7 protein-coding genes and 2 pseudogenes are annotated in these 12288 nt (G+C 64.3%); 4 read left to right on the top strand and 5 right to left on the bottom strand.

Annotated elements, in window-relative coordinates:
- Positions 1 to 169 precede the first annotated feature (169 nt).
- Entirely contained in the window at positions 170 to 2470 is a 2301-nt protein-coding gene (locus tag PIB19_RS07495; protein WP_271240291.1) for a TonB-dependent receptor, read from the bottom strand.
- A gap of 124 nt (positions 2471 to 2594) precedes the next feature.
- Positions 2595 to 2903, bottom strand: a pseudogene (locus PIB19_RS07500) (TonB-dependent receptor plug domain-containing protein); the annotation flags it as partial.
- Positions 2904 to 3124: 221 nt separating this feature from the next.
- On the opposite strand from PIB19_RS07500, the gene PIB19_RS07505 reads away from it, so the two are divergent.
- From PIB19_RS07505 to PIB19_RS22935, 4 genes and pseudogenes are all read left to right on the top strand, one after another.
- Positions 3125 to 3868 (top strand): GntR family transcriptional regulator, encoded by a 744-nt coding sequence (locus PIB19_RS07505; RefSeq protein ID WP_271240938.1) that lies wholly within the window; start codon positions 3125 to 3127, stop codon positions 3866 to 3868.
- Positions 3834 to 4903 (top strand): annotated as a pseudogene (locus PIB19_RS07510) (SIS domain-containing protein). The gene PIB19_RS07505 and the pseudogene PIB19_RS07510 overlap by 35 nt, the downstream one beginning before the upstream one ends.
- Positions 4903 to 5862 (top strand): N-acetylglucosamine-6-phosphate deacetylase, encoded by a 960-nt coding sequence (locus PIB19_RS07515; protein ID WP_443018714.1) that lies wholly within the window; start codon positions 4903 to 4905, stop codon positions 5860 to 5862. Before PIB19_RS07510 ends, PIB19_RS07515 begins: the two are co-directional and overlap by 1 nt.
- On the top strand, positions 5835 to 6035 hold the full coding sequence (locus tag PIB19_RS22935; RefSeq protein WP_336297286.1) for an amidohydrolase family protein: 201 nt from the start codon (positions 5835 to 5837) through the stop codon (positions 6033 to 6035). The genes PIB19_RS07515 and PIB19_RS22935 overlap by 28 nt, the downstream gene beginning before the upstream one ends.
- Positions 6036 to 6093: 58 nt before the next feature.
- Here the strand turns inward: PIB19_RS22935 and PIB19_RS07520 are convergent, their stop codons facing one another.
- From PIB19_RS07520 to PIB19_RS07530, 3 genes are read right to left on the bottom strand one after another with little or no spacing between them, the layout of a single operon-like run.
- The gene (locus tag PIB19_RS07520; protein ID WP_271240292.1) at positions 6094 to 8196 is read right to left on the bottom strand and encodes a response regulator; all 2103 of its coding nucleotides are present in this window, start codon (positions 8194 to 8196) and stop codon (positions 6094 to 6096) included.
- Complete coding sequence (locus PIB19_RS07525) at positions 8162 to 11143, bottom strand: hybrid sensor histidine kinase/response regulator (protein ID WP_271240293.1); 2982 nt, start codon at positions 11141 to 11143, stop codon at positions 8162 to 8164. Before PIB19_RS07525 ends, PIB19_RS07520 begins: the two co-directional genes overlap by 35 nt.
- 5 nt (positions 11144 to 11148) lie before the next feature.
- Positions 11149 to 12288, bottom strand: coding sequence for a HAMP domain-containing protein (locus tag PIB19_RS07530; protein WP_271240294.1), 1140 nt, complete (start codon positions 12286 to 12288; stop codon positions 11149 to 11151).

Consider the following 12288-nt stretch of genomic DNA (forward strand, 5'->3'; position numbering starts at 1 on the left):
GATCGAGCAAAGGAAATCAAGCGCGGCTCCCGACGATGATGCGCGACGAGCTTAGGCGGTTTCGCGCCCCGCTCAATCGGCTGCCCGCCATTTCGACGGGGCGAAAAAATGGGCGGCGGAGAGACGATCCCTCGAATCTCCGCCGCCCTGTCATGCACGTGCCGCCATCTCAGAAGTTGACGTTCACGGAAGCGAGTGCCCGGCGCCCGGTGCGATACACTCCGCGCGGCAGGCGCTGCGTGTTGGCATAGGCGTAATACTCGCTGTCGGTCAGGTTCATGCCCGAGATCGTCAGGCCGATATTCTGCGTGATGTTGTAGGTCGCCGAGACATCCACATTCGCCGTGTCGCGGACGAACATCTGGTCACCGCGATCGATGCCGGTGAAGTATTTCGACCGCCAGGTATAGGTCCCGCGGATCGACACCGGTCCGCTCTCGAAGAACGGGCTGAAGCTCACTTGGTGCCGCGAATTATACGGCAGGTCCGCGCCGTCCTGCCCTTCGCCGTCCGAATAGGTGTAGTTGGCGAGGACGCCGAAGCCGTATGGCAGGCTCTGCTGATAGGCGAGTGCAAAGCCCTTCACCTTGGCTGAACCCGCATTGTACGGCCGGCTGATATTATAGGTCGTGACGCGGCCCTGCGAAGTGTTGAAGAAATTCTCGGGCGCGGTCTGCCTGAGGATATAGTTGGAAATGTTCTTGTAGAAGACCTCTCCGGCGAGGATCGCGCGGGGCGCGAAATACCATTCGAGCGACGCGTTGAAATTGTCCGATTCATACGGGTCGAGATCGGGGTTGCCGCCTTCGCCGGTGAGGATCTGGTCCGACAGCCAGAAGGAGTTGGTCATGTCGGCATAATTCGGCCGCGCGATCACCTGCGTCGCCGCGAAGCGGAAGATCAGGTCCTTCTTCAGATCGATCGCGATGTTGATCGTGGGAAGGACCTTCTCATACTTCTTGTTCGTGGTCTGCCACGTCCAATTCGCTGCGGCGTTGCACGGTGTGCCCAAGGTGCAGACATAACCGGCGCTCTCGCTGGCGGTGTTGACGTAGCGCGCACCGACATTGCCGCGCAGCGCGCCCTGCTCGAAGTTGACCTGTGCGTAAGCCGCGTGGATGTCTTCGGTCACATCCCAGTTTCCGGCGGCGAATTCGATCGCGGCGAACGGCGACGGCGTCGGGACCGCCCCGCCCCCGGGCACCCAGCTGCCGCCTTCGACATAATCGACCATCGAATTGCCGTCGATCTTGAAGCGACCGGTCATCTGGTCGTTCACACCGTTGAAGCCGCGCAGGTAATTGTCGCTCACCTGGCTCGCGTCGAATTGCGAAGCCGGCACGTTGACGCCCGCGACCGTGACGCCGGCATAACGCTGGCCGGTCTCGTGACGGCGATACTTGTAGCCCAACTGCAGGCTCTTCAGCGAACCGTCGAACTTGAAGGTCAGGTCGGCCTGGCCATAGCGCTCCTTATCGCTGGTCGGCTTCTCGACAAGGTTGCCGCTCCAGCCCGGATCGGTCCGAAATGCCGCGGGATTGCCGAGCACGTCGGTCGTATAGCTGATTGTGCCCGGGCTCTTGGGCGCGCCGCTGATGTCGACGGTGTAATTCGCCCAGTTGAGGAATTCGAGGAACACCTGCTTCTTGGTGCCGCCATCGGCGTCGGACATGCCGCCCTCGACGTTGAGCGCCCAATTGTCGCTGTCCCAGCCGATCTGGCCGTGCCAGGTTTCGGAGTGCATCTCGGCGGTGCGGTATTGCGCGTCGAGCACCGACAGTGCGTTGTTGAAGGTCGCGCCGGTGACGATCCCGTCCTGCACGGTAAGGCCGGTAAGCCGGCCTGCGCTGTTCCAGGTGTTGCCCGGGAAGGCGTACATCGACTGGTTTAGGTTGTCGTACGTCGCGTCGATGCGGAGATAGTCGACGCCGATCGTCAGCTCGGGCACCGGCTTCCACTGCGCCGCCGCCGAATAGGTCAGGCGCTCGCGGCCCTGCTCAAAATAGGACGTGCCGAACGCGTTGGGAAATTTCGCGGTCGGATTGGCGGCGAGCGTCGTCGCGCAGGCACCGACGCACTGGCCGGTTCCGGTGATCTGATCGGCGGGATTCGGCGCGACCGGAATCAGGCTCTGCGGCAGCGAACTCGTCTTGGCGTCGTTCACGCCGTTCCAGAAATTCGCATTTATCGTGCCATAGGTTTCGATGCCATCGCGCCGAAGCCGATCCTTGGCGCGCTGGAACGAAGCGAGCAGGCCGATCGTCCCAGCTTCGTTGTGCCAGCTGACCAAAGCCGAGCCCTGAACATCGCCCTTTTTGGAACGGTCATTGTAGAGATAGCCGAGCGTGCCGGCGACGGTGAACGGCTTGAGGTCGAGCGGCTTGCGCGTGACGACGTTGACGGTGCCGCCGATCGAGCCTTCGTCGATCCGCGATTCGGCCGACTTGTACACGTCGACGCGGCTGACCAACTGCGGCGCGAGCAGTGCGTAGTTGAAGGTGCGGCCGGGCAGAATCAAGGATGAACCAGTCGGCCGAAGCGACCGTCTGGCCATTGAGGAGCGTGCGATTGAGCGCCGGATCGGTGCCGAGGATCGAAACCTTCTCGCCCTGGCCGAACTGACGGTCGACAGTGACGCCGGGAACCAATGTCAGCGCCTCGGCGACGTTGGTGTTGGGAAATTTGCCGACGTCTTCGGCCGAAACCGAATCGACGATCGAATTGGCGTTGCGCTTGGTCTCGATCGCCGCCGCCAGCGAGGCGCGATAGCCGGTGACGACGATTTCCTCGCCGTCCTGCGCCTCAGCCGATGCCGGCGTTTCGTCTGCTGTCTGTGCGTGGGCGGCCCCCGAAAGCAGCGCGATCGCGCTGGCGGTGCCGACGAGAAAAGTCCGAATCCCCATGTCTCATCCCCTTAAGATGAATTTTTATGGCATGTCTTTTTTATACCATTTGCATACCATTGAGCAGACCATCCGTCAGACCACTACACTCGTCAAGAGGGAATCTTTCACAAATATGACGAGCAGATGCGCAGGGAAGGCGCATTTTATGGCTAGCATGTGGTATGTTATTGGTATTAGTATTGCTTCTAACGCACGCAAGCCCAATGGTGGGAGCCGACATGCCGCTGCTGGCCGAAAAGATACGATCTCTCGATGGAACCGGTGGCGGCCCGCTTTACCGGCGGCTGGAAGACGCCCTGCGCGATGCGTTGCGCGATCAGGTGCTCAAGCCCAACGAGGCGCTGCCAGCCGAACGCGACCTCGCCGCCGATCTCTCGGTATCGCGGATCACGCTGCGCAAGGCGCTCGATACGCTGGTCAACGAAGGCCTGCTGATTCGCCGCCAGGGCGCGGGGACTTTCGTCGCCGGCCGCGTCGAAAAGCAGTTCGCCAAGCTCTCGTCCTTCTCTGAGGATATGGCGGCGCGCGGTCGTACGGTGCGCAGCGAATGGCTCGCGCGATCCTCGGGTGCCGTGACTCCGGACGAGGCGCTGACCCTGGGGCTGAGCCCAGGCACTCCGGTCTATCGCTTCAACCGGATCCGCTTCGCCGACGATACGCCGATGGCGCTCGAATATTCGACGATCCCCGGCTTCGGCCTCGACAGCGAGGAAGTCGTCGGCGCTTCGCTTTATGCTGCGCTCGAAGTCACCGGCAATCGTCCGGTTCGCGCGCTCCAGCGGCTCCGCGCAGTGCTGTTCAATGCCGAGCAGGCCAAATTGCTCGGGATCGAAGCAGGCGCTCCGGGACTTTATATCGAGCGCCGGGGTTTCCTTTCCGATGGTCGGGTGATCGAGGCGACGCGGAGCTGGTATCGCGGCGACGCCTATGATTTCGTCGCCGAACTCGACACGCGAGGCTGATGCAGTGACGAGTCCCGAGACGACGAAGATGTTTCACGAGGCCGGTGAGGCCGCGACGGTCGTACGCCGCCAGCTCGCCGCCAATCAGACCGCAGTGACGGCGCTCGCCACGGATCTGCGGGCGGCGCATCCGCGCGGAGTGCTCACCTGCGCGCGCGGCAGCTCGGATCACGCCGCGACTTTCGGCAAATATCTGATTGAAACCCGGTTGGGCGTGCTCACCACGTCGGCAGCACCTTCTATTTCGTCGGTCTATGGCGCCGCCGCGGACCTGACCGGCATGCTGGCGATCGGCATCTCCCAATCGGGCAAGAGCCCCGACATCCTCTCGGCAATGCGCGCGGCGAAGCAGGGCGGGGCGCGCACTGCGGCGCTGGTCAACACGGCCGATTCGCCGCTGGCGGATGATGTCGACACCTTCCTGCCGCTCCACGCCGGCGCGGAAATCAGCGTCGCGGCGACCAAATCGTACATCGCCAGCCTCGCCGGCTTGCTCCACCTCGTCGGCGAATGGGCCGGCGACGGCGAGCTGCTCGAGGCACTGTACGGCGCGCCCGCGTTGCTCGAACAGGCCTGGGCCTCCGATTGGTCCCCGATGGTCGATCGGCTGGAGCATGCGCAGGGCCTCTACGTCATCGGCCGCGGCCTTGGCTTCGGCATCGCGCAGGAAGCTGCGCTCAAGTTCAAGGAGACCTGCGGGCTCCATGCCGAGGCGTTCAGCGCCGCCGAGGTCCGCCACGGCCCGATGGCATTGGTCGGCCCGGACTTCCCGCTGCTTGTCTTCCGCCAGGGCGACGAAACCGCCGACGGCGTTGATGAACTCGTCGCCGATGTGCTAGCGCGCGGGGGCGACGTGCTGGTGAGCGGCGGCGAGGTACCTGGTGCGGTCCAGCTGCCGCACCCGGCGGCGCATCCGGCGATCGAACCGATGCTGCAGATCCAGGCCTTTTATCGCGCGGTCAACGCGCTATCGCTGCGTCGCGGGTTCGACCCCGATCGCCCTCCCTGCTCGCCAAGGTCACCGAAACCGTCTGATGGTCACTGCTCTGGTCAATGGCCGCGTGCTTCGCGCGGGTGTCCTTCGCGACGGCGAAGCTGTTCTGGTCGATGGCGATCGCATCGCCGGCGTGGTTCCGGCGAGCGAGGTTCCCGCCGACGCGGCACGGCATGACCTTCGGGGCGCGACGCTGCTCCCGGGCTTCATCGACACGCAGGTCAATGGCGGCGGCGGCGTGCTGTTCAACGAATCTCCGACGGTCGAGGGGATTGCCGCGATCGGCGCCGCGCACCGCCGGTTCGGCACCACCGGCTTCCTGCCGACGCTGATCAGCGACGATCTCGACGTGATCCGCCGTGCCGTGGCTGCGGTCGATGCGGCAATCGCCCAAGGCGTGCCCGGCGTACTCGGCATCCATATCGAGGGGCCTTTCCTCAATGTCGACCGCCGCGGCATCCACCGCGCCGACAAGATCCGCGCGCTCGACGACGAGGGCCTTGCCGTCCTGACCCTGCTGAAGCGCGGACGCACGCTGGTGACGCTCGCGCCCGAGCAGACCAATCCCGCGACGATCCGCCGCCTGTCCGATGCCGGTGTGATCGTCGCCGCCGGTCACAGCAACGCTACCTATGAGCAGTCGATCGCCGCGGTCGAGGCGGGAGCGACCGGAATCACCCATTTGTTCAACGCCATGTCCCCGCTCACCTCGCGCGCGCCGGGGCTGACCGGCGCCGCGCTCGAGCGACCCGAGCTGATCTGCGGGATCATTGTCGACGGCCACCATGTCAGCCCGACGACGCTCAAGATCGCACTGCGCTGCAAGCCCCCGAGCAGCTCATGCTGGTCACGGATGCGATGCCCTCGGTCGGCAACCATGTCGATGAATTCATGCTCCAGGGCCGCCACATCCGCGTTGTGGGCGGGATTTGCAGGGACGAGGACGGCACTATCGCCGGATCGCATCTCGACATGGCCGCGGCGCTCGCCAATTGCGTGAAGATGCTCGGTGCTTCGATCGAGGCCGCAGCCTGCATGGCCGCGCGCGCGCCGGCCGGGTTCCTCGGCCTCGGCGACAGCCTCGGCACGATCGCGCCCGGCTACCGCGCCGATCTGGTGGCGCTGGACGATCTCGTTCGGAGTCACCGGCACGTGGATCGGTGGTGTGCATGACAGCGTCGCGGCCGGACGGATCACCGCCTCCGCGAATTGAGATTTTGCGGCCGACGCCTCAGCGACGTTCGCGCAACGCCGCCTTGAGCTGTTCGGGCGTGAATGGCTTGTCGAGGACCCGCACATCCTCTTCGGCGGCGCCCATATCGGCTTCCGCATAGCCCGTGATGATCAGCGCAGGCAGGTCGGCGCGCTCGCCGCGGACCTGCCGCACCAGCTCGGTGCCAGACATGCGCGGCATCGCGTAATCGGTGATCAGCAGGTCGAACGACGCCGGATCCTTGCGGAACAGGTCGAGCGCCTGCGCGCCTTCAGTGACGTGCATTACCGAATGGCCGAGATCCTCGAGCAGCGCCGCGGTCGTGGCGCGGACCCCGTCATGGTCGTCGACAAGCAGGATCCGCATCGCGGCAGTGACGCCGTTGAGCGTCTCCTCCGCGGCTTCCTCCTCCTCGGCCTCCATTTCGGCCTCCGGCGCGCGCGGGAGCCAGATCTCGACGCAAGTGCCGCGGCCGAGTTCGCTGTCCACCCGCACCTCGCCGCCCGATTGCTGCGCGAAGCCATAGACCATGCTGAGCCCGAGCCCGGTTCCCTTGCCCACCGGCTTGGTGGTGAAGAAGGGTTCGAGCACCTGTTCGATCATCTCGGGCGCGATGCCGCAGCCGGTGTCGCCCACGCCGATCACGACGTAATGGCCCGGCGTGAGCCCGGTGCGGCCGACCTGTTCCGTGATCTCGCGGTCCTCGGCGGCGACCGTGACCATGCCGCCATCGGGCATCGCGTCGCGGGCGTTGATGATCAGGTTCATCAGCGCGAGTTCGAGCTGGGCGGCGTCGGCATAGACCGGCGACAATTGGTCCGAGAGCTTCCATTCGAGCTCGACCAAGCCGCCCAGCGTATGCGCGAGCAGGTTGCTGACTGATTGCGCAAGGCGGGGGATCTGGACCGAGGCGGGTTCGAGTTTCTGGCGGCGCGCGAATGCGAGCAGATGCTTGACCAGCTCCGCGCCCTGCTCAGCGGCATGGCGAGTCATCGCGACGATATTAGCCTGATCATCGCTCAGCGGCACCCGGCGCTCGATCATACCGAGCCCGCCCAGCACTGCCGCGAGAAGATTGTTGAAATCGTGCGCGATGCCGCCGGTCAACTGCCCGATCGCGTCCATTTTGCGGGCCTGAGTGAGCTGGCTCTCCAATTCCTTGCGGTCGGTCACGTCGAGCAATGTGCCCGCGAACTCGACCGGGTTGCCGAAGGCATCGCGCAGCAGCACCGCCTGATCGAGGAAGTGCTTGTACTGACCATCGGCGCACTGCCAGCGATACTCGACCGACAGCGACTGCCCCGAACTGCGCCCCGCCATCGCCTCGACCACGCGCTCGCGATCCTCCGCGTGGAGACGATCCACCCACAAAGTCGGGGTTTGCTGAATCTCTTCGAATGCATAGCCGGTGAGCGCGTGGAAGTTGCCGCTGACGAACTTCGGGATGCGCGGCTCCGCGTCGACTTCCTCGAGATAGAGAATGATCGGCAGCGACTGGATGATCGCCGCCTGACGCTGCTCGGCGAGGCGCAATTCCTGTTCGATCCGCAGCCGCTCGGCATTGGCGCGCAGATTGGCGTCGAGCAATGCCTGCTCCTGCCGAGCCTTGCGCTGGATCTCCTTGGTCATCATGAACAGATCGACGAACACCGCGACCTTGGACTGCAGCACCACCGCGTCCACCGGCTTGAACACATAATCCACCGCGCCCATCGAATAGCCGCGCAGGAGATGCTGACTCTCCTTGTTGACCGCGGAGAGGAAGACGATCGGCACGCGCTTGGTCTGCTCGCGCGAACGGATGATCTGGGCCGTCTCATAGCCATCGATGCCAGGCATGTAGACGTCGAGCAGGATCACCGCGAATTCGCCCTTGAGGAGCTGGCGCAGCGCCTCCTCGCCCGAATTGGCGACGACGACCTCGGCGACATCCTCGAGCACTGTCCGGATCGCGAGCAAATTGCGCTCGTCATCATCGACGACGAGTACCCTGGCGCGATCCTCGATGGCTTCGGGGTCTGTCACAAGTGCGGCCTCGGCGATCGTCGCGGTTCGGGTCGGCGGAATCCTGGAGCGCATCCGCACCTCAGCTCGGTTCTGCCACGACCACATCGCCCGCATGCGAGGCCTCCCGCGAGCGGCCGATCCAGACGCGCAGGAGCGCCAGCAGCAAATCGATGTCGACCGGCTTGGCGATATAATCGGAAGCACCCGCGTCGAGGCACTTTTGCCGATCGCCCTTCATCGCCTTGGCCGTCACCGCGATCAGCGGCAGATCGGCCAGCACCGTGCGCTGGCGGATCTGCTGCATCGTCTCGTAACCGTCCATCTCCGGCATCATGATGTCGATCAGCGCGATATCGATTCCCGGCGTCTGCTCGAGGATGAGAATGCCGTCCTTGCCGCCTTCGGCGTGGAGCACTTCGACGCCGTAGCTCTCGAGCACGCTGGTCAGCGAGTAGATGTTGCGGATGTCGTCATCGACGATGAGGATCTTGGCATCGGCCAGTTCAGGCACGCCGCGGCCGGCCTGAACTACCTGCTCGGTATGCTCGGGCACCAGTTCGATCACCGGCGGATGCTTCTCGACGCGCTCGGCAAGGTCACGGAACACCGCGACCAGCGCCTCCTTCTCGGCCGGCTTCTCCGTGACGCCGAACGCCCCGAGATCGATTGCCTTGGCGACCTTGTCCGCGCCCGAGATGACGTGGATCGGCACGTGCCGGGTCTGCGGATCGTGCTTGAGCAGATCGAGCAGCACGAAGCCGTCGATGTCGGACAGGCCGAGGTCGAGCGTGATCGCGTTCGGCTGGAGCTTCCGGACCATTGCCAGCGTCCCCGCACCGGCTCCCGAGATCACACCCTTGAGCCCTGCACCGCGCGCGATATCCAGCAGGATCGAGGCGAAGGTGGGGTCATCCTCGACGATCAGCACGAACGGATCGCCGTTCAGGCTGTCGCGATCGTCGCTGAGATCGAACGCGCCCGCGCTGGGAAGTGCATTGGGCACCATCGCCCCGCTATTGTCGTAGCGCGCGGTGGTGCCGATCTGGCCGGAGGTCGCCGGAGCGATCGCCTGGAGCGGCACGAACAATGTGAAGGTCGAGCCTTCGCCCGGGGTCGAGCGCACCTGCAACTCGCCGCCGAGCAGACGCGCGATCTCACGGCTGATCGACAGGCCAAGGCCGGTGCCGCCATATTTGCGGCTGGTGGTGCCGTCCGCCTGCTGGAACGCCTCGAAGATCAGCTTCTGCTTGTCCTGCGGGATGCCGATGCCGGTATCGGTGACGGCGATCTCGATCGCGGTATCCATGCCGCGCAGCACCGGATGGTTGGTGCTCCACCCCTTGGTCGCCGCCCGCACGGCGAGCGTGACGCTGCCGTGCGCAGTGAACTTGAACGCATTCGAAAGCAGGTTGAGCACGATCTGCTGGAGCCGCTTCTCGTCGGTACGGATCGTCGCCGGCAAGCCGGCATCGAACTCGACGTTGAAGGCGAGACTCTTGTCCGCCGCGAGCTGGCGGAAGGTGCGGTCCATATGCTGGCGCAGCGCCTGCATCGGCATCTCGCCGACCTCGATCGACACCGTTCCCGACTCGATCTTGGAAAGGTCGAGGATGTCGTTGATCAGATTGAGCAGATCCGATCCCGCCGAGTTGATCGTCCGCGCGAATTCGACCTGTTTCTCGTTGAGATTGCCCTGCGGATTGTCCGACAGCAGCTTCGAGAGGATCAGCAGCGAATTGAGCGGCGTGCGCAGCTCGTGCGACATGTTGGCGAGGAATTCGGACTTGTACTTGGAGGTCAGCGCGAGCTGCTCGGCCTTCTCCTCCAGCGCACGGCGGGCCATTTCGATCTCGAGATTCTTGGCCTCGACCTGCTTCTTCTCGTTCTCGAGCAGCTGCGCCTTTTCCTGCAACTCCTCGTTGGTGTTGTGCAGCTCTTCCTGCTTGGTGGTCAGCTCGGTCTGGCGTGCCTGCAGCTCCTGCGTCAGCAGCTGCGACTGCTTGAGCAGCCCCTCGGTGCGCATCGTGGCGGCGATCGTGTTGAGCACGATGCCGACCGATTCCATCAGCTGATCGAGGAAGCTCTGGTGCGTCTCGTTGAAGTCGCCGAACGAGGCGAGTTCGATCACTGCCTTGACCTCATCCTCGAACAAGGCCGGCAGGATGGCGACATTGGCCGGCGCCGCCGCGCCCAGCCCCGATCCGATGCGCAGGAAGTCCGCGGGAACGTGCTCGAGCAGGATCGGGCGCTTGTCCGCCGCCGCTTGCCCGACCAACCCTTCGCGCAACGCGAACTTCGGCTTGAGCTGCTCCTTGCTCTCGGCGCCATAGCTCGCGGCGAGTTCTAGCACGGTATCGTCGCCATCGCGCGTGGTGACATAGAACACGCCATATTGCGCGTTCACCAGCGGCGCGAGCTCGGACATGATCAGGTTCGAGACGGTGGTGAGATCGCGTTCGCCCTGCAGCATGCGGCTGAAGCGCGCGAGGTTGGTCTTGAGCCAATCCTGCTCCGCATTCTTCAAGGTCTGATCTTTGAGGTTGCGGATCATCTCGTTGATGTTGTCCTTGAGCGCCGCCATCTCGCCCGACGCTTCCACTGCGATCGAGCGGGTGAGATCGCCCTTGGTCACCGCAGTCGCCACGTCGGCGATCGAGCGAACCTGATTGGTGAGATTTGCTGCCAGCTGGTTCACGTTATCGGTGAGATCGCGCCACAGGCCGGCGGCGCCCGGCACGCGCGCCTGACCGCCCAACCGGCCCTCGATACCCACTTCGCGGGCCATGTTGGTCACCTGATCGCCGAAGGTGGACAGCGTGTCGATCATGAAGTTGATCGTCTCGGCCAGCGCCGCGATCTCGCCCTTGGCGTCCACGGTCAGCTTGCGCTTCAGATTGCCCTGCGCCACCGCGGTGACCACGTCGGCGATGCCGCGCACCTGGTTGGTCAGGTTTGTCGCCATCAGGTTGACGTTGTCGGTCAAGTCCTTCCACGTGCCGCCGACGCCGGGCACCTGCGCCTGACCGCCGAGCTTGCCCTCGGTGCCCACTTCGCGCGCCACGCGAGTCACTTCGAAGCGAAGCCGTTGAGCTGGTCCACCATCGTGTTGATGGTGTCCTTGAGCTCGAGGATCTCGCCCTTCACGTCGACCGTGATCTTCTTGGACAAGTCGCCGCGCGCCACCGCAGTGGTCACGTCGGCGATGTTGCGCACCTGACCGGTCAAGTTCGCCGCCATCAGATTCACATTGTCGGTGAGATCGGCCCAGGTGCCCGCGACGCCGCGCACCTGCGCTTGCCCGCCCAATTTGCCTTCGGTGCCCACCTCGCGCGCCACGCGTGTCACTTCCGAAGCGAAGCCGTTGAGCTGGTCCACCATCGTGTTGATGGTGTTCTTGAGCTCGAGAATCTCGCCCTTCACGTCAACGGTGATCTTCTTGGACAAGTCGCCCAGCGCCACCGCGGTGGTCACCTCGGCGATGTTGCGCACCTGACCGGTGAGGTTCGCGGCCAGATCGTTCACATTGTCGGTGAGATCCTTCCACGTGCCGCCGACGCCCTCGACCTTGGCCTGTCCGCCGAGCTTGCCTTCCGAACCCACTTCGCGCGCCACGCGCGTCACTTCCGACGCGAACGAATTGAGCTGATCCACCATGGTGTTGATGGTGTTCTTGAGCTCGAGAATCTCGCCCTTCACATCGACGGTGATCTTCTTGGAAAGATCGCCCTTCGCCACCGCGGTGGTCACTTCGGCGATGTTGCGGACCTGGCCGGTGAGATTGCCGGCCATCAGGTTCACATTGTCGGTGAGGTCCTTCCACGTGCCGGCGACGCCTTCGACCTGCGCCTGCCCGCCGAGCTTGCCTTCTGAACCCACTTCGCGCGCCACGCGGGTCACTTCGGATGCGAAACCATTGAGCTGGTCGACCATCACGTTGATGGTGTTCTTCAGCTCGAGGATTTCGCCGCGCACTTCGACGGTGATCTTCCTCGAAAGATCGCCCTTCGCCACCGCAGTCGTCACGTCGGCGATGTTGCGGACCTGGCCGGTGAGGTTCGCCGCCATCAGATTGACGTTGTCGGTCAGATCCTTCCATGTGCCGCCGACGCCGGGCACCTGCGCCTGACCGCCGAGCTTGCCCTCGGTGCCGACCTCGCGCGCCACACGCGTCACTTCCGAAGCGAAGCCGTTGAGCTGGTCGACCAT

It is taken from the genome of Sphingomonas sp. 7/4-4, assembly GCF_027941955.1.
Lineage (GTDB): Bacteria > Pseudomonadota > Alphaproteobacteria > Sphingomonadales > Sphingomonadaceae > Sphingomonas.

Coding starts and splice junctions, on each gene's coding strand:
- PIB19_RS07505 (WP_271240938.1), top strand. CDS start 3,125: ATGCCGCTGCTGGCCGAAAAGATACGATCTCTCGATGGAACCGGTGGC.
- PIB19_RS07515 (WP_443018714.1), top strand. CDS start 4,903: ATGGTCACTGCTCTGGTCAATGGCCGCGTGCTTCGCGCGGGTGTCCTT.
- PIB19_RS22935 (WP_336297286.1), top strand. CDS start 5,835: ATGGCCGCGGCGCTCGCCAATTGCGTGAAGATGCTCGGTGCTTCGATC.
- PIB19_RS07520 (WP_271240292.1), bottom strand. CDS start 8,196: ATGCGGGCGATGTGGTCGTGGCAGAACCGAGCTGAGGTGCGGATGCGC.
- PIB19_RS07530 (WP_271240294.1), bottom strand. CDS start 12,288: ATGGTCGACCAGCTCAACGGCTTCGCTTCGGAAGTGACGCGTGTGGCG.